Below are 17,148 nucleotides of genomic sequence, written 5' to 3' on the forward strand. Positions count from 1 at the left end.
ACGGCACCGGGATGCATGGCGACTGACTAGGGGCTGACTCTTTCCGGAAAACTTCCGGAAAATCATTGACCTGTTCGAAACGCCGCTGCAATACTCCGAACACGGCGACATCAACCTGTGTCGATTGAAGCCATGCGTCGTCAGGTGTCACCCGTCCCAAGGAGGACCTGCGCATGTACTCCAGCATCGGCGGCTCCCGCCGCCCGTCCACCCCCCGAACATCGCGTCTCACGCGGTTGGCCGTGCTCGCCTCTGCCGTGGCGCTGAGCGCCGCCGGTCTCGCGGTCGCCGCCACTCCGTCCAGCGCCGCCGTCTGCAACGGGTACGTCGGCCTCACCTTCGATGACGGGCCGACCGGCAGCACCAGCGCACTGCTCTCCGTGCTGCGCGCGAACGGCGTACGGGCGACCATGTTCAACGTCGGGCAGAACGTGCAGAGCAACCAGTCCGCCGCGCGCGCCCAGGTCGACGCGGGCATGTGGGTGGCCAACCACAGTTGGAACCACGCGCACATGACCTCGATGAGCCAGAGCCAGATGCAGTCGGACCTCGCCCAGACCAACTCAGCCATCCAGTCGGCGACCGGCGTCCGGCCGCAGCTGTTCCGCCCGCCCTACGGGGAGACCAACTCGACCCTTCAGTCGGTCGCCACGTCGCTTGGCCTGCGCCAGGTGATCTGGGACGTCGACTCCCAGGACTGGAACGGCGCCAGCGTCAGCCAGATCGTCTCCAACGCCAGCCGCCTCCAGGCCGGCCAGGTGATCCTGATGCACGACGGCATACAGAACACCCGCGACGCGATTCCGCAGATCATGGCCAACCTGAGCAGCCGCAACCTCTGTCCGGGCATGATCTCACCGAGCACCGGCCGAGCGGTGGCCCCGGACGGCACTCCGCCGCCGACCACTCCGCCGCCGACCGGCACGCCGACCACTCCACCGCCCACCAGCGGGTGCACAGCGACGGCGACGACTCCCAACGTCTGGGGTGACCGGTACAACACGTCGGTGACGGTTCAGGGGGCCAGCAACTGGACGGTGGTCGTGGCGGTGACCGCGCCGCAGCGGATCGTCACTACCTGGAACGGCTCCCCCAGTTGGGACAGCACCGGTTACGTGATGACGATGCGGTCCAACGGCAGCGGCAACACCTTCGGCTTCACCACGATGATGAACGGCAACAGCGGTGCCAGAGCTCAGATCCGTTCCTGCACCACGGGCTGATCGTCGCTCATCTGACGCAGAACGGGATCGTGGCGCCCGAGCAGATGAGGGGCCGTTTCGGGAAACCGGGACGGCCCCTTCGCTTCGGGCACCACCGCCGTGAGGAAGGCCGGGCCAGGTCGATGAGGTCCGGCATTCGGGATGTCCGTCCAGGCCGCTGGGGCCGGCGCAGCCTCGCTCAGTTCCACGGTGGTCAACAGCTCACCTCGATCGTGACCATGCGGTTCTTCTGGTCGTACCGTTCGTCCGGAGGGGCACTCACGCTCGGGTACGGGCCCCAACCCATTCCCTTCGCGGTGATCCTGTTGGTGGCGCCCAGGGCGACGAACTCCCGCTTCACCCGGTCGGCGCGGCGTTGGGACAGGTCGCCGGCGCCGTAGTGGGCTACGTATCCCCTGACCACTACCTGCGCGGTGGGGTTACCGCGCAGGAACGCGACGAACGTGGCGAGGACCTTGCGGGCGCCGGCCGGATCACGGAGTTCCGCCTCGTCGGGGACGAATCCGACCGCGCCGCTGTCCGGGAAGACCGCAAGCGTGTCGCAGTCGGGCCGGATGTCGCCGACCACGAACCGCACCACGCTCACGGTCGGGCTGGTCACGGCGGAATCCGCTGTGTTGGCGCTCGAGTCGATCACCGGATCCTTCGCGCCGGCGGCGAGGACGATCTCGCGCCACAGGTTCACCAGGGTCGACCGGTTGCGGTCGTCGAGTTGCTCCTGCGGCATCGCCGTGTAGCCGAGGCCGGTCATGATGACCTTCCGGCCCCGGAGGTCGGGCAGCAGACGCTGCTGCCGGAGCAGCTTGGCGACAGCCTCCGGACGCCGCGACAGCAGGTCGTTCCTGCGGAAGTCGAGCGGGGCGGTGGTCTGCACGCCGGAGTCGACGAGCACCACCGTGCCGCCCGGGCCGGCCGCGTCCGACGCCACGCTCAGCGCCTTCAGCACATTCGCCTCTGGTGCCCCTGCCTTCGCGTTCGCGATCATCGCGCCGACCCGGTCCAGGAACGCCTTCTGGTCGATGGCGAAGTTGGACTTGGTCTTCGCCTGGGTGCCGAAAACCGCGTCGTCGACGATGCTGGGACGCCCGTCCACCCGGATCGTGGTGATCTTGCCGCAGCCGTTCATCGTGTCGACGATCAGCTTGCGCACGTCGGTGGTCAGGGCCGGGGCGGGGCTGTTGGCCCGGGCGCCGACCGCGATGCCGAGGCCCGTGGCGGCGGGTTGCGGACAGTTGAACGTGAACTCTTCGCCTATCAGCGGGATGCAGCCGGCGATCGCACCGACCAGCGGCACACACAGTGCCAGGGCGGCGATTCGGGCAGACCTGCGAGTCGTCATGTCCTGTGCTGACGGACCGTCCGTCAGCACAGGACATGGTGGCCACGAGCGACACGTCCTACCCGGCCGCGCTGCGCCGCGCGGACCGAAACCGGGGAACGCACGACGGCGAGCAAGGCATCCCGGCCCTGGCCGAGGTGCGGCGCCGCCAGGCGGAGCTGGCCGGCACCGGGGAGACCGTCACCGTCGGGTATCAGCTCGTCCTGCTCGCCGAACTGCACGAGAAACTCGACGAGCTGCACGCCGAGTTCCTCACGATGGGCCGGGCCGCGGCGATCGAGCTCGACCGGTGTGACGAGCGGCTCGAACGGGCTCGCGAGGACGTCGTACGGTGCGAGCAGCGCGTCGAGGCGGCACGGCGTCCGCTGACCGATGAGGAGCTGTTACCCCGCAACCGGGAGGAGCAGCGCTGGTCGGACGCGATGTTGCGGCACCGCCGGGAGGTGGCCCGCTCCCGGCGGATCACGCGAGCGCGGGAAGAACTCGACCGCGCCCGCGACCAGGTCGACCGCCGGCGGGCCGAACGGGTCGCCGCGGTGCGCCAGCACCAGGCGGCGGCCTCCGGCCCAGGCACCCGCGCCCGTGGCGCGGTAGAGCTGTACCAGCGGCGTACCGCCGAATATCTGGCCGCGCTGGCACGGGCCCACCCGCACGGGCGGACGCTCTACCCGCTGCTCACCCTCCCCCCGGTTGAACTTCCCACCTGGGTTCTCGAGACATCGTCCTCTTCCCCCGACACCGGGAGCTCGTCGTGAAGACGCCAAAGGAATGGAAGCGCCGTACCGAGTTGCGTCGGACCGCCAAGCGGCTCAGGCAACTGAGCCTGCATCGTGTCCCGGCGATGGACGACGAAGACCGGCTCAGGGTCCGGGTCAGGCGCCACCTCGCAACCGTCGCGCCGTTCGGCATCGACGGCGGTGTGATGAAGGCGATCGACGAGGTCATCGAGTCGCACGTGATCGAGATGAAGGCCGCGATCCTGCGCCACCACACGGCCGAGGAGGTCGAGCTGGGGGACCTGCAGGCCCGGATCGACGGCCTCGTCACCCAGTTCGACCACGAGTCGGAGGGCCGGGGCGGCAAGATCAAAGAGCTTGAGTACGTGAAACAGCGGGCGATCCGCGCCGTCGAGCAGCGTGACACCCCGGAACCGGCCGGTCCCGACGGCGAGGAGGACTCGGGACCGAGCTACCAGACCGGCAAGGTCGGCGAGTTGGCCGGTCGCGGGTGGATCGGCCAGTTGATTCTTTACATCGTGCTGCTGTTCGCCATGGTCGCGGACCTCATCACCTTCAACCAGGTCGTCGAGCGGATTCTCAACGACGCGAGGGTGTGGCCGCTGGTGGCCGCTCTGGCGGTGACCACGACCTATGTCGCGCACTGGGCCGGTGAGGGGTTCAAGCACGTCAGAGAGCAGCGACGGAACGTCCGGCGCGCGGTGTCCGGCTGGTCGCTCCTCGGTCTGTGGCTCTCGATGGGGCTGGGCGCCTTCGCCCTCCGCCTCTTCGCACCCCCGCTGCCCGGCAACGACGCGCAGGCTTCGTTCATCAGTGGTGCCACGGAGTCCACCGACCCCAGCTCGGGTCTGGGCGCCATGGTGCTGCTCCTGCTCTATCTGCTCACCGGGGCCATCGCGTTCACCGCGGGGTATCGCCGGCCCCGCGAGGAGGTCGGGCAGGTCAGGCGTAGCGATCGGCGCCTCCGCCGGGCCCAGCCGCGGCAGGGGGCGCTGCTGCGCGACGTCGCCGAGGCGCGGACCCTCGGCCAGCAACTCGACCACCTGCGGGACAGCCGCAAACGGCAGTACATCGTCGAGGTCGAGCGGTGCGAGTCCGCGGCCCGGCGCGTCCGAGCCGAGGCGGCGATGCTCGTCCGGCGGTTCCAGGCGCCGCCGGAGTCGGGCTGGCGTCGGCTGATCCGCCCGCGCCGGCCAGTGACCGAGCCCACCGAGCCGGGCCCCGACGCCGGCCCGGACGCGGGGCCGGACGCGGGCCCGGACGCAAGGCCGGACGCAGGGCCGGACGCAGGGCCGCAGCGGGAGCCGAGCCAGACGGACTGAGGAGCCGCTACTGGCGGCGCCAGCTCGCCGACTCGACGGAGTAGCCGAGCGCCGCCAGCCCTCGGTCGAGAGCACGCTTGGTCTCGGGACGGTTCGGAACGCCCGCCCACCACAGCCGGCCTTCCCGGTCGGCCTCGATCTGGATGGGCGGGTGTTCGGGCTCGTACTCGACGAACTCCGTGTAGCGGTCGCGCGCCAAGGGCGTACGTAGGTGCATCCGCTGGTTCGCCGAGCCGCGCCAGATGAGCCCGGTGGGGGCGGTGGCGACGTACCGCCCGGTGATCAGTACGTCGGCGAGCTCGGCCGTCTCCCGCTGCGCGGGATCCAACTCGTCCAGCTCGAACCCGGTGTAGAGAAGCACGTCGAAGGCGGCGTCCAGCTCCCGTACGCCCCGGAGCAGCGACCCGACCGCGGCGGCCTGCCGCAGTGGCTCGCCGCCGCTGACGGTCAGCCCGTCGGCTCCGGCCAGGACCGCCCGGCGGACGTCCCCGAGCAGGTCCGCGACATCGACCGGGACGCCGCCCGCGGGGTCCCAGGTGTCCTTCGCGATGCACCCGGGGCACGCCAGCGGGCAGCCCTGCACCCAGAGCACCAGGCGGTGACCGTAGCCCAGCGAGGTCACCGGGAAGTGGGCGCGGGCCAGCCGCAGGTGCTCACTCACCGGCCGGCTCCGGCTCTCGCCGATGCCGCATGACGGCCTCGGTGAACGTCGGATCCGCCACCGCCTCGATCAACCCCTGGTAGTACGCCTCCTCGGCGGCGCGGTAGGCGTTCCTGATCGCCGCTTCCTGTTCCGGCGCGACCACCGGGCCCCGATCGTCCGGCCCGTCGTCCATGGTGGTCATCGCCCGGTAGTCCGGGTTGATCCGGTTACCCATCCGCTGGGTCACCCCGAGAGTACGGTTGCGCACCCGTCGGCTGCGGGCGAAGGCCTGCTGGAACGGATGCGGCTGGGCGAGCCCCAACAGGTACGCCATCAGGCACGCCAGGAACAGCACCACGTCGAAGACGACGATCAGCGTCGCCGGGGTGAGCCCGAGCGCGGCCGTGCGGGACGGGTCGGTGGCGGCGTCGAACGGTGCCCCGCCGGTGACGCCGCGGTCGAACAGGCTCGCGGCGAGCAGTCCGAAGCCCAGGATGATCGCCATTGTGGGCAGCAGCAGGACGAAGGTCAGCGGGGCCAGCAGCCGGTCGAATCCGGTCGCGTGCCGGTTGCGGAAGAGCTGCCCGGCCATCAGCGGCGCGAGGACGGTCAGGGCGGCGATCGCGCCGGTGAGCAGCAGACCCGTGGTCCGTCCCAGCTCGGTCAACGGCAGGTACGCCCCGGCGACGTAGTGCTCGATCTCGAAGACCACCGCGACGAGGAAGAGCAGGACGAGGATCCGCCAGATCAGACGCATCGGCGGCGCGTCGCCCTCCCACACCTCGCTGTTCAGCGGCGGCAGTTGCAGCCGGTCGGTGTCGATGTTCCGGCGGCGCAGGTGGGCGCGCAGCGAGTCGTCCTCGTCGTGCTGGTCACGGGTGGCGATCCGGGCCATCCGGTCGCGGGCCGCCCGCATCGCCAGGTCCGCCTCCCGCACGGTGTGGTGCAGGTCGACCAACCGGTCGGCGGTCTTCTGCTGCCGGTCACGGAGCTCGTTGAGGGCGGAGTCGCGCAGCCGGCGCAGCGTCTCGACGTATTTCGGCTCGCCCACCGCGTGCGGTGGGTCGCCCTCGTGCCCGAACGACCACCCGTCGTACAGGGCCTGCCGGCCGTCGCTCAGACCCTTCTCCCGGGCCTGCGCGACGAGTTGTGCGGCGTCGACCCTTGGGTTGACGGCGGGCCTGGGCAACGGATCGAGCAGACCCGCGTCGGGGTCGCGGAGAACGGTGAGGGCCTGGCCGAAACGCCGGCCCCACAGCTGCACGTAGCTCACTGGTCCGTCACTCCCTCTATGGCGGGGGTTGGTGGGTCACCAGAGTTCTGGCGGACCGGAGCGCGGAGGTGTGAGCGGCGGATGAGCCAGCCCGATCGACCGGCCGTGCTGGACGAGACCCTGCTGGACGCGGGGCGGACCAGGCTGTTCCCGCCGGCGCGGGGCGGCGACGCGCTGGACGAGACGCTGCTGGATGCCGGTCGGAGCCGGCCGGACGACTGGCCCGCCGACGGGCTGCCGGTGCGGCTGGCCGCCCGTTACCAGCTGCTCCGGCGGTTGGAGCGGCCGGGACTGTTCGTCGTACGGGTCCGCGCGGACGGCACCGAGGCGGTCGTCAAGCGTCACCAGCTCGCCCGCCGGCCCGACCCGGGACTGGTCGACTACCTCGCCGGCCGGCACCCTCGGGTGGTCCGGCACCTCGAGTTCGAGGCCGACTACAGCGTGATGGACTTCGTCCCGGGCCAGACCCTGCGGGAGCGGCAGCGGGCGGATTCCCGCGGTTTCGGGTTGGCCCAGCTCACCCCCGTGGTGCGGCAGATCGCGGCGGCACTGATGGACCTGCATGGTCACGGGTACGTGCACCGCGACGTCAAGCCGGCCAACGTCATGCTCGACGGGACGGAGGCGACCCTCGTCGACTTCGGCATCGCCGGGCCGATCGGCGCGGCCGAGTGGACCGAGCCGATCAGCAGCTTCTATCAGCCGCCCGAGTGGAGCAACCTGGGACAGGTCGGCACGGCGACCGACTGGTGGGGCCTGGGGCTGACGATCCTCGAGCTGGCCGCCGGTGAGCACCCGTTCGAGGGACTGAGCGACGAGGACGTACGGCGTCACTTCGGGCAGACCCGGCCGATAGACGTCTCCGGTGTGCCGGACGACCGGCTGCGCGCGCTGTGCCAGGGGCTTCTGGTGACCGATCCGGCGGACCGCTGGGGCGGCACCGAGGTCGGGTTGTGGCTGGCCCGCCGCGCGCCGGCGCCGCCCCGTACCGCACCCTCGGCCGGGTCGACGCCGCACGCGGCGGAGAAGCCGTACCGGTTCCGTGGCAGCTCGTATCATCTGCGCGACGAGCTGGCGACGGCGATGACGACCGCCTGGAACCATTCCGTGCGGACGATCGTCGAGCGGGACGGCGGGCTCGACGGGTTGTCGGCCTGGCTCGGCCAGTTCAGCGACGACGACGCGGCCGAGGCCCGCCGGGTGGTGGCCGCCGTCGGAGAGGCCACGGAGTCCGGGCACCTGCGGCTGCTCCGGATCCTGCGCGCGCTCGATCCGGCCCGGCCAGCGGTCTATCGCAACCACGTCATCTCGCGCCGCGGCCTGCTCGCCATCGCCCAGCGGGCGCTGGCGAACGAGGGTGACAACGCCGAGGTGCTCAGTGACCTCTGGAACGGGCGGCTGCTGCGGGAGTTCGACACGTCGGCCCCGGAGGACGGTGAGCAGGGCGGTCAGGCCCTCACCGACCTGGACCGGGCCTGGCGCCGCGCCTATCGGGAGTGGTCCGAACTGGTGCGGCACGTGACCGACCCGGAGGCTCAGCGGCATCTGCGGGACACCGTCACCGACCGGGAACGGATGGCGGTGTGCCTGCGCGTCGCACTGCGCCAGCCGGACGACCTGCGCGCCGTACTGGAGGAGACGCGGCGGACCGACGCGGAGCTTGCCTGGGAGGTGCCGTGGTTCACCGACCTGGCCCACGATCCCGCGACGGTCTGGGCGGCGCTGCTGTTGGCCGACCTCGCGACCGCGCGCGCCCGGACCATCGCCGACCGGGTCCAGGTTCGTGAGCTGGGCGAGGAGTCCGCGCGCGCGATAGCCGCATTCCGGGAATGGTCGCGCCGGCAGAACCGGCCGGTCGCCCTGGGCTGGGCGGTGACCGGCGTCTGCCTGATCGCCGTGGGCTGGGTCGCGGCGATCACCGGCGCCGACGCCGCCGACCGGGCCGACGACCGGGTGATCGGCCTGGCCTGGGTGGCCGCTTCCTGCTGCCTCTCCGTCGCGCTGCTCGCCGAGAGTCTCCTCGCCGTCCAGATCGGTGGCCGGTTCCACAACCGGTACTCGATCCCTGGCGCGGGTGCGATCGTGCTGCGCCCGCTCGGCCGGTGGATGCAGCGATCGTGGGCCCCGGCGGCGCTGGCGCTGCTGGGGGCGCTGGCCGCGGTCGCTCTGGTGGCGAGCCTGTTCCCGCAGTACCTGGTGATCGCCACGACGATCGGTCACCTCGGGTGGGTGTCGCGCCGCTGGGCGGCGTGGCGCCGCCAGGTGGCGGCCGAGGAGGAGCAGATCGCCGCAGCCGAGCGACGCCGGCCGTCAGACAACGACGACGGCCCGGCCCGGGCCGCAGAAGGAGCGGATTCATGAGTGGTGGAGAGATCGCAGTGTTGCCGGTGGGCCTCATCGTCGCCCCGGTGGCGCTGGCTGCCGCCGGGGCCGGAGCGGCCGCGATGCTGGCGATCCGGGCGGCGCAGGCGGGCACCGAGGCCACCGGCCGGGCGCTGGAGCGATTCGGCGAAGAGATGGAGCGCAGGGCGGACGCGCAGGACGACGTGGAGATCCGGGCCCAACTCTGGGACCTGGCCGCGGGTTCCGTGGCCCGGACCAATGAGGACCTTCGCCTGCTGTCCGCCCGCGCCGCGAGGGCGGGCGTCCGGCTGGCCCTGCCCCGGCCGGTGGATCTGACCGGATGCCATCTGACCGGCGCGCCGAGCCTGGTGGCGCGGACTCAGGAGGCGCTGTCCGCAGCGCGGGCCGCGGTCGAGCGGGCCGAGGCGGCACGGGAGCGACAGCAGCTGTTGTCCCGGATGGCCGCCGGCGCTGCGGGAGAGCCGAGCGCCACCGAACTGCTCGCCCGCTATCAGGCGGTACTCGCCTCGCGAGGGCGGCACGAAAGCGCGGCACCGCCGGCGCCGGCGAAGGTCGACGGGAGCCGGTTGCAGGCCGACATCGACGCCATCCTGAGCCGCCTGCACACCGACGCCACGTCGGACGACCGGATCCAGGCGCTGGAGGCGGCGGCGAAGGCGGAGCGGAAGAAGCACTCCCCGACGGGGCGTACCTTCGTGGAGTCTCTCGCCCGGACCGTGGACGTGGATCTCAACCCGCGCATCGCGCGCCGTCGCGAGGCGGCGAATCTGCTGACCGCGCTGGAGCAGCCGCTCGTCGCCGAGGTGATAAACGACTTCGGTACGCCGCGGCCCCCGTGCTTCGACGCGATCGAACGGCTGCGGGCCGTGGTGCTCGGCGAGGCGGACCTCACCTCGGCCGATCGCCGGGACGCGCAGAACGCGTTGAACCGGGTGCAGGTGGAGCTGGACCGCCGGCGGCTGCTGGAGGGGGTGGCCGAGGCGTTCGGCAAGCTCGGCTACTCGGTCACCACCGGCATGCAGGTGCGGCGTCATGCCGCGCTGTTGGTGACCCGGCCGGACTGGCGGGGCGGTCACGTCGCCGACGTGTGGCTCGACGAGGCCGGCCGGGTGCACTCGCAACTGGTCCAGGTGGCCGCCGGAGCCGGCGGGGAAGCCGTCCGCTGCGCCGAGCTCAACGACGGCCTGCGGCGCGTCGGCGAGGAACTGGGCCGGCGCGGCATCGCCGCCCGGGTGCACGTGCCCGACGAGCCGGTTCGCGCCCTGGTGGACATCGATCCACGGTCGGCTGCCACGCCCTCACCGATCGAGGTGACCGAACCCGTCCTGCGACAGATCGACCCCAACCAGGAGAATCGATGAGCACATCGTCCGAGTTCCTGCCCGGCTTCCCGTCGTTCGCCCAGGAACTGGCCGGGACCCTCGCCGTGCACTCCCAGTACGTCCTGTACGGCAACGTACGCGATCTCTATCTGGTGCCGGAGACCCGACGTCCCACCCCGGACGGTGTCCGTCCGGTTCCCCTGCTCGAAGTGCTCTGGCAGGCGTTGCGACCGTCCGGTTACCGCTGTCTGATCGTCTCCGACCAGGTCGACGGCGTCACCGTCTATCCGCCCGATGACCGGGACGCGCGCGCGGCCGCCGAGCAGATCCTCGGCCGGCGCATGATCGGGCGGAAACAGACCCTTGAGCGGTTGCGCACCTGCATGGCGCGGGTGGCCGGGGCGACCGATCCGCCGCCGATCGACGCCGACGCCATCCCCGGCGACCAGCAGCCCGAGGACACCCCGGCCGCGGATCCATCCGGCACCCGGGCCGCCCTGGTCATCGACTACGCGGCCCGGATCCCGCGCAGCCAGGCCGCGCTGGAGGGAGTCGAACGGGACTTCTTCCTGTTCGCCCAGAAGCTGGCGGCCACCGCCGAGACCCACCTCGGCGGCCCGCCCGAGCGGCCGACCGACCTCTACAACCCGGTCATCTGGTTGTCCGAGGGCGAGCGGGACCTGCCGGCCTGGCTGACCGTCGGGATGGAACGGGTACGCACCATCGCCGTGTCCAACTGCGGCCTGGCCGACCGGATCAAGGCCGCCCGGTACTTCGCGCCGATCGTCACCGGCACCCCTCATCCGCCCGCCGCGACCGACCCGGGCGTGGTCCGGTTCGCGCAGCGCACGGACGACATGACGCTGCACTCGATGCGGGAGATCGCCCGGCTGGGCGCGGACCGGAAGATCCCGTTCGCCCGCCTCGACGAGGCGATCCAGATCTACCGGATCGGCGTGGACGAGAACCCGTGGCGGCAGGAGACCGTCCGGGAACAGATCGTCCGAGGCGAGCGGGAGATCCCGGGCCAGATCTTCGGTCAGCAGGCGGCCGTGGTGAAGGCGTTCGACATCCTCAAACGCGCCGCGCTGGGCCTGTCCGGGGCGCAGGCGTCCAGCTCGGCGAAGCGGCCCCGCGGGGTGCTGTTCCTGGCCGGGCCGACCGGCGTCGGCAAGACCGAGCTGGCCAAGCAGTTGGCCATGATGCTGTTCGGCGACCCGGAGGCGTATCTGCGGTTCGACATGTCGGAGTTCGCGACGAGCCACTCGGCCGACCGGCTGACCGGCGCACCGCCCGGCTACATCGGGTACGAGGCGGGCGGCGAGCTGACCGGGGCGATCCGCCGCAAGCCCTTCTCGGTCGTCCTGTTCGACGAGTTCGACAAGGCGGACCGGCAGATCTTCGACAAGTTCCTGCAGATCCTGGACGACGGCCGGCTCACCGACGGACAGGGCGTCACCACGTACTTCACCGAGTGCATGCTGATCTTTACCTCCAACCTGGGCATCTTCCGGGACGATCCGCAGACCGGCGAGAAGATCCAGCTCGTCCACCCGGGGATCGCGTACGAGGAGCTGGAGCGCACCATCAAGGCGGCGATCAAGGACACCTTCACCCGCGAGCTGGGCCGTCCCGAGCTGCTCAACCGCTTCGGCGACAACATCGTGGTGTTCGACTTCATCAACGAACCGACCGCCCTCAGCATCCTGGACCGGCAGTTGAGTAACGTCCGGGACCGGCTGGCCCGGGAGCACGATGTGCGGCTCGACCTGGCCCCCGCCGCCCGGCAGCGCCTGGAGGGGTGGTGCACCGCCCCCGAGACGCTGACATACGGCGGCCGGGGAATCGGCAACGAGGTGGAGAGCAAGTTGGTCAACCCGCTCGCCCGCTACCTCTTCGACGCGGACGTGCGATCGGGCAAGGTACGAGTCGACGACATCGTCGCCACGGACGGCGTGGTGACGCTGTACGCGAGGCACGACTGATGGATACCGAGCTGCACTGTCCCCGCTGCGGGCAGAACTACCCGGCCGAGACAGGCTATTTCTGCCCGAAACATCCGGGCGAGGAGCTGGTGCCCGCGCCAGCCGCCACCGATCCGGTGCCGGCCGAGGCCGCGCCGGAGACGGTCACGGGCGCAGCGCCGGCTCCGACATGCTGGTCCTGCGGTGCCCGGGCAACGGACTTTCGCAACGACCGGTGCACGGTGTGCCACCAGTCGCTCGTCCCGCCGGCCCTGGTGATCAGCTTTCCGTCCGGCTCGGTGGTCGTACCGGCCCGGCGAAGCTCCGTCGAGCTGGGCCGGGCCGGCGAGCACGGGCACGTGTTCGCCGGCTATCCCAACGTCTCCCGGCGGCACGCCACAGTGAGCGTGGACGAGGAGGGAACCGCCTGGATCACCCCGTTCCCGGAGGCGCCGAACGGCACCTTCATCAACGGTACGGAGATCCACGACCGCACCCGGGTGCGGCCCGGCGACCAGATCCGCTTCGCCAACGACCGGGAACCGCACGTGGGCCCGATCAGCGAGTCGATCCGTCAGCCGGACCGGGATCGGCAGGTTCCTCCAGCCCGGCCAGCATGAGCCGTACCCGGCGCAACCGCTCCTCGAGGTCGGCCGTCACCGCGTCGGGGGTCGCCCCGGCGCGGATGGCGGCGGAGGCGGCCTCGCGCAGCTCCGACGCGAGGTATTCGCGCAGCTCGTCCGAAGCCGTCATGGTCGCCGTCCTGTCAGCCGATCTCGGTTGCCTCTTCGTCAGGATGCCCCGAACACGGCTCCATCGGGAGCCGCTTGCGGTCAGGACGGCATCACGCTTTCGGGCCGAGTCGGTGACCTTCGGGCTACGCCGTTCATCCGCCGGCACCGGCCTACCCACGCTCCCCTGTGGACCGAGCGGCTGCCCGGACCGGCTGAGCCGCGCGTCCGTCCGGCTGACCGGTGACACAAACGGATCGTCCCGCTGTTCACGCTGCGCAGTCCTCCGGGTCAGAGTTGGTCACCTTCGTTGGTCCGACTCCTAGGAGGGTGCCGTGCTCGGATCGACCCATACCGACGGCGTCGACGAGGTCCGGGATCTGGCGCGTCGCGGCCTGCTGGCCACCGCGATCGCGGGTGCGACCGGGCCGCACCGGTCGCGGTTGACCGGCGCGACCTACTCGATCGCGTGGCCGGTGGTCTACCGGCGGCTCACCCGGCGGCTCGAGATGCGGCGAGGCCACGCCGGCTGTGCGGCATCGGTGACCCGGCTGAGCGACGAATGCCTGGATCGCTTCGAGAACGACGTCGAGGCCGTCGTCGACGACGTCACCCGCAAGGCGAGCACGCGGATCGAGAACCTGGAGGGTTGGATAGTCGGCCGGCTGGTCCCGGCCACAGTCGACGGACATCGTCGGCGGCGCGGGGCGTACGGCGCGCTCCAGCGACCCCGGGTGCCGTCCTGGCTCGCCACCGAGCTGAACGGGGACGCCTGGCTGATCGACCTGGCCACCCAGATGCTCGTCTGGGTGGGCACACCGGTCACGGCCGGTCACGACCTGTGGCCGACCGACAGCTGGGTGGCACGGCACTGCGAGCGGCACGCCGGCGGATCGTACGGGGAGGCCGACGTACGGGCCGACATCCGGGCTGTGCTGCGGGCGATGGGCCGCCGGCCGCGATGGTTCGAGCGGTACGTGGAGACACCGCTCGGTCACAAGCAGGCCCCGGTCGCCTCGGCGGAGCAGGTCGACGACCGCACCGAGACGCCAGTCGATGCGTACACTGAGCGCGAGCGGCTCCTCACCGCCCTGGCGCACAGTGCCGTCGAGCTGATCCGGGCCCGGCTGGCCCGGGGTGAGCCGGCACGCGTGGTGGTCGCCGAGGTGCTGAACGCGGTGTTCGGCGCCGACGCCGGGGACGGCCCGATCGGGCGGGCGTACGACGACCGGCTCGCCCTGGTGCTGCGCGACGCGGGCGAGCTGGACCGGATCGTGGCTGTGGTTCGGGAGGTGCTGCCGGCGGGCACGACGGACGACCTTGGGGGAGGTGGCAGGTGACCGAGGAGTCGCCGTTCGTCGGTCGTCCGAACGAGTTGGAACGGTTGACGCGGCGGCTGTCCGAGGTCCGCGACGGCGCTGCCCGGACGGTACTTGTCGGCGGCGGGCCGGGTCTGGGCAAGACGCGGCTGCTGAGCGAGTTCCTGCGCGGCGAGCGGCTGGCCGGCATCCACGTGCTGGCCGGGGCATGCGAGGAACACTTCGGTGATCCCATGCCGTACGGACCGCTGATCGAGGTGCTGGACAACTTCGGCCTGGAGTACGGCGAGGGCCGGGCCACCGAGCTGGGCGGCCCGGCGTACCGGAAACTGACCGCCTTCTTCGACCTCGGCAACGATTCCATGGGCGTGCCCTTGCAGGTCTTCCTCGCGGTGCGCCGGATGCTGGACCACATCGCGACGGACGCCCCGGTGGTGTTGATCCTGGAGGATCTGCACTGGGCCGACCCGTCCACGCTCGACCTGGTGCGGCACCTCGCCCAGACCCGCGCGGAGGATCGCCGGGTGCTGCTGGTCGGCACCTACCGGCCGGTGGGGCGGGCCCACCCGCTGTGGCAGCTGTTCGGTGGTGCCACCTTCATGCGCCGCACGGACCGCTTCGAGCTGCGGCCCTTCACCCTCGACGAGATGCGCGAACTGCTCGGCGAGGTCGACCGCCGGCTGGCCGAGCGGTGTCTGCGGCTGTCGGACGGGATTCCGTTCTATGCCGAACAGCTGATGGCCACCGGCGCGCTGGCGGGCGGGGACGAGGACATCGCGTTGCCGCCCGACATCCGGTCGATGATGCTCGGCCGCCTCAGCCAGTTGACCGAGGACGCGTTCCGGGTCCTGCAGACGGCGGCCGTGGCCGGTCGCGCGATGAGCCGGCAGCTGCTGCACGCGGTCAGCGGCATGCCGGCCGAGACACTGCGGGACGCGCTGCACGAGTGCGCCGACCACCAGATGCTCAGCGCCGGCCAGGGGGTGTACCGGTTCCAGCACGCGCTGCTGCGCGAGACGGTCCTGCAGGAGACCGCCCCCGATGTTCGCGTCGAACTGCACGTCGCGATGGCGGAGGCGCTGGCCGCCGACTCCCGGTTGTGCGTGACCGAGGGCTCGGCCGCGGCCGAGCAGGCGATCCACTGGTACCAGGCGGGAGTGTGGCCGCAGGCGCTGACGTACGCGGTCGCGGCCGGTCAGGCCGCCGCCCGCACGTTGGCGTTCCCCTCCGCCGATCTGCAGTTCGACCGGGCCCTGCGACTGTGGCATCGAGTCGAGGACGCCGAGGCGCGGGCCGGGATGCCCCGATTCCGGCTGCTCGCCGAGGCGGCCGCGGCGGCGCGCTGGTCCGGGCGGGTCGACCGGGCGATCGAGCTGGTCGAGCAGGCCATCGACGCGCCGGACCACGGCGGCGACCCGGGGCAGCTCGGCGAGCTGCACGAGCGGCGGGCCAACTACCTGGCCGAGGCGGGCAGATGGGCCGACTCCGCTGCTGCCTTCCGCGAGGCGGCGCGCCTGCTGGCCGACCGGCCGCCGTCGGCCGTGCAGGCCCGGGTGCTGGCCGGCATCGCCCTCGCCCACCTCCAGGCCGGCCGCTACGAGGAGGGCGGAAAGACCGCCGACGAAGCGCTGGGCATGGCGATCGAGGTGGGGGCGTACGCCGAGGAGGGCCGCGCGCTCAACGTCTCCGGGCTCGCCCTCGGCATGCGTGGCGACCCCGAGGGCGAGGTGCGGCTCCGCCGGTCCATCGAGATCGCCCGGTCGGTGGCGCACATCGAGGACCTGCTCCGGTCGTACGGAAATCTGGGGTTGATCCTGGAACACGCGGGGAGGCTGCGTGACTCCGCCGAGGTCACGCGGGACGGGCTGGACGAGGCACGCCGGCTCGGCCTGACCGACAGCCGGCAGAGCACCATCGTGGCCAACAACGCCAGCGCCGCGCTGGTGCTGCTGGGCGAGTGGGACGACGCCGAACGGATCATCACGGAGGCGATCCAGGATCTGCGTCCGGCGGAAAGCCTGTATCCCCGTCTCACGCTCGCCGAGATCCAGGTGCACCGTGGCGATCTCCGGCGAGCGCGCGAGCTGCTCGCCTCGATCGACGACGTGGAGCACGGCGCCGATCCGCGATTCCTCGGTCCGCTGCACGCGATCCGCGCCGAGCTGGCGATCGAGGAGGGCGATCTGACCCGCGCGGTGGCGGAGGTGGGCCGGGGGTTGGCCGCGGTGCGCAAGGGTGAGAACACCTTGGAGCTGCTGCGGTTGTGCGCGGTCGGGATGCGCTGCGCTGCCGACCAGGAGGCGGCGGACGCCGGTGACGGACTCGCCCTGCTGGCGGGCGAGGCCGTGCGGCGCGCACCGGTGGCGGAGGAAACCGCCCAGCTGGCGCGGCTGCTGGCGGCGGAACGGCGGCGGATCCGCAGGACCGACACCGCGCGGGTCTGGGGCCAGGTGGCCGACGGATGGGCGGCGCTGGACCGGCGGTTCCCGGCCGCGTACGCCCGGTGGCGCCAGGCCGAGGCCGCGTTGCGGGCCGGCGAGCGGGCCGGGGCCCGGGAACCCGCGCGCATCGCCTACCAGACGGCGACGGAACTCGGTGCCGCACCGCTGCGCGACCGGGTGCGGACGCTGGCCCGCAGGGCCGACCTGGACCTGGGTGATCGCCCCGTGCCCGCTCGGCTTCCGTACCAGCTGACCCCCGCCGAACTGAACACTCTCCGCCTGCTCTATCAGGGCGGTGACGTGGCCCGGATCGCGAGCCAGCGGGACGTGGCCAAGCGGACGGTCGAGACCCAACTGGGCCGGGTGTACAAGAAACTCGGTGTGCACAGCGCCGTCGAGGCGATCACCCGGGCCCGGGAGGAACACTTCTTCGACTGAGCGCTCATGCCCGGCGTGCCGTCCGTCAGAGA

The 17,148-nt window shown here is 71.7% G+C and carries 14 protein-coding genes; 9 read left to right on the forward strand and 5 right to left on the reverse strand.

What is annotated here, in order from left to right; genetic code table 11:
* Positions 1 to 173 precede the first annotated feature (173 nt).
* Complete coding sequence (locus tag AB0B20_RS14715; RefSeq protein ID WP_357381884.1) at positions 174 to 1,223, forward strand: polysaccharide deacetylase family protein; 1,050 nt, start codon at positions 174 to 176, stop codon at positions 1,221 to 1,223.
* On the opposite strand, the gene AB0B20_RS14720 is transcribed toward AB0B20_RS14715, so the two are convergent.
* Together AB0B20_RS14720 and AB0B20_RS14725 are read right to left on the reverse strand one after the other, a co-directional pair.
* A complete protein-coding gene (locus tag AB0B20_RS14720; protein WP_357381882.1) occupies positions 1,196 to 1,420 on the reverse strand; it encodes a hypothetical protein in 225 nt (74 codons plus the stop codon). The two genes, AB0B20_RS14715 and AB0B20_RS14720, sit on opposite strands and share 28 nt — an antisense overlap.
* Entirely contained in the window at positions 1,417 to 2,562 is a 1,146-nt protein-coding gene (locus AB0B20_RS14725; RefSeq protein ID WP_357470837.1) for an OmpA family protein, read from the reverse strand. The genes AB0B20_RS14720 and AB0B20_RS14725 overlap by 4 nt, the downstream gene beginning before the upstream one ends.
* A gap of 35 nt (positions 2,563 to 2,597) precedes the next feature.
* Here AB0B20_RS14725 and AB0B20_RS14730 point away from each other — a divergent pair, with 35 nt between their 5' ends.
* Both AB0B20_RS14730 and AB0B20_RS14735 read left to right on the forward strand, forming a co-directional pair.
* Complete coding sequence (locus AB0B20_RS14730; protein ID WP_357470840.1) at positions 2,598 to 3,317, forward strand: hypothetical protein; 720 nt, start codon at positions 2,598 to 2,600, stop codon at positions 3,315 to 3,317.
* Positions 3,318 to 3,403: 86 nt separating this feature from the next.
* Complete coding sequence (locus tag AB0B20_RS14735) at positions 3,404 to 4,621, forward strand: hypothetical protein (protein WP_357470842.1); 1,218 nt, start codon at positions 3,404 to 3,406, stop codon at positions 4,619 to 4,621.
* A 7-nt stretch (positions 4,622 to 4,628) separates the two neighbouring features.
* Here the strand turns inward: AB0B20_RS14735 and AB0B20_RS14740 are convergent, their stop codons facing one another.
* Both AB0B20_RS14740 and AB0B20_RS14745 read right to left on the reverse strand, forming a co-directional pair.
* Positions 4,629 to 5,282, reverse strand: coding sequence for a 4Fe-4S single cluster domain-containing protein (locus AB0B20_RS14740; RefSeq protein ID WP_357470845.1), 654 nt, complete (start codon positions 5,280 to 5,282; stop codon positions 4,629 to 4,631).
* Complete coding sequence (locus tag AB0B20_RS14745) at positions 5,275 to 6,537, reverse strand: hypothetical protein (RefSeq protein ID WP_357470848.1); 1,263 nt, start codon at positions 6,535 to 6,537, stop codon at positions 5,275 to 5,277. The genes AB0B20_RS14740 and AB0B20_RS14745 overlap by 8 nt, the downstream gene beginning before the upstream one ends.
* 81 nt (positions 6,538 to 6,618) lie before the next feature.
* Here AB0B20_RS14745 and AB0B20_RS14750 point away from each other — a divergent pair, with 81 nt between their 5' ends.
* From AB0B20_RS14750 to AB0B20_RS14765, 4 genes are read left to right on the forward strand one after another with little or no spacing between them, the layout of a single operon-like run.
* Positions 6,619 to 8,898 (forward strand): protein kinase, encoded by a 2,280-nt coding sequence (locus AB0B20_RS14750; protein ID WP_357470850.1) that lies wholly within the window; start codon positions 6,619 to 6,621, stop codon positions 8,896 to 8,898.
* Positions 8,895 to 10,262, forward strand: a complete 1,368-nt coding sequence (locus AB0B20_RS14755; protein WP_357470853.1) for a hypothetical protein — start codon at positions 8,895 to 8,897, stop codon at positions 10,260 to 10,262. Before AB0B20_RS14750 ends, AB0B20_RS14755 begins: the two co-directional genes overlap by 4 nt.
* Positions 10,259 to 12,208 (forward strand): AAA family ATPase, encoded by a 1,950-nt coding sequence (locus AB0B20_RS14760; protein ID WP_357470855.1) that lies wholly within the window; start codon positions 10,259 to 10,261, stop codon positions 12,206 to 12,208. Before AB0B20_RS14755 ends, AB0B20_RS14760 begins: the two co-directional genes overlap by 4 nt.
* Positions 12,208 to 12,807 (forward strand): FHA domain-containing protein, encoded by a 600-nt coding sequence (locus AB0B20_RS14765; protein ID WP_357470858.1) that lies wholly within the window; start codon positions 12,208 to 12,210, stop codon positions 12,805 to 12,807. The genes AB0B20_RS14760 and AB0B20_RS14765 overlap by 1 nt, the downstream gene beginning before the upstream one ends.
* Here AB0B20_RS14765 and AB0B20_RS14770 read toward each other — a convergent pair.
* Positions 12,746 to 12,940, reverse strand: a complete 195-nt coding sequence (locus tag AB0B20_RS14770; RefSeq protein ID WP_357470861.1) for a hypothetical protein — start codon at positions 12,938 to 12,940, stop codon at positions 12,746 to 12,748. The two genes, AB0B20_RS14765 and AB0B20_RS14770, sit on opposite strands and share 62 nt — an antisense overlap.
* A gap of 313 nt (positions 12,941 to 13,253) precedes the next feature.
* Between AB0B20_RS14770 and AB0B20_RS14775 the strand changes: the two genes are divergently transcribed.
* Both AB0B20_RS14775 and AB0B20_RS14780 read left to right on the forward strand, forming a co-directional pair.
* Positions 13,254 to 14,258 (forward strand): hypothetical protein, encoded by a 1,005-nt coding sequence (locus tag AB0B20_RS14775; protein WP_357470864.1) that lies wholly within the window; start codon positions 13,254 to 13,256, stop codon positions 14,256 to 14,258.
* Positions 14,255 to 17,116 (forward strand): AAA family ATPase, encoded by a 2,862-nt coding sequence (locus AB0B20_RS14780; RefSeq protein WP_357470867.1) that lies wholly within the window; start codon positions 14,255 to 14,257, stop codon positions 17,114 to 17,116. Before AB0B20_RS14775 ends, AB0B20_RS14780 begins: the two co-directional genes overlap by 4 nt.
* Positions 17,117 to 17,148: the final 32 nt, after the last annotated feature.

Source organism: Micromonospora sp. NPDC049151 (genome assembly GCF_040648395.1).
Classification (GTDB): domain Bacteria; phylum Actinomycetota; class Actinomycetes; order Mycobacteriales; family Micromonosporaceae; genus Micromonospora.

Coding starts and splice junctions, on each gene's coding strand:
- AB0B20_RS14715 (WP_357381884.1), top strand. CDS start 174: ATGTACTCCAGCATCGGCGGCTCCCGCCGCCCGTCCACCCCCCGAACA.
- AB0B20_RS14725 (WP_357470837.1), bottom strand. CDS start 2,562: ATGACGACTCGCAGGTCTGCCCGAATCGCCGCCCTGGCACTGTGTGTG.
- AB0B20_RS14730 (WP_357470840.1), top strand. CDS start 2,598: ATGGTGGCCACGAGCGACACGTCCTACCCGGCCGCGCTGCGCCGCGCG.
- AB0B20_RS14735 (WP_357470842.1), top strand. CDS start 3,404: ATGGACGACGAAGACCGGCTCAGGGTCCGGGTCAGGCGCCACCTCGCA.
- AB0B20_RS14750 (WP_357470850.1), top strand. CDS start 6,619: ATGAGCCAGCCCGATCGACCGGCCGTGCTGGACGAGACCCTGCTGGAC.
- AB0B20_RS14755 (WP_357470853.1), top strand. CDS start 8,895: ATGAGTGGTGGAGAGATCGCAGTGTTGCCGGTGGGCCTCATCGTCGCC.
- AB0B20_RS14760 (WP_357470855.1), top strand. CDS start 10,259: ATGAGCACATCGTCCGAGTTCCTGCCCGGCTTCCCGTCGTTCGCCCAG.
- AB0B20_RS14765 (WP_357470858.1), top strand. CDS start 12,208: ATGGATACCGAGCTGCACTGTCCCCGCTGCGGGCAGAACTACCCGGCC.
- AB0B20_RS14770 (WP_357470861.1), bottom strand. CDS start 12,940: ATGACGGCTTCGGACGAGCTGCGCGAATACCTCGCGTCGGAGCTGCGC.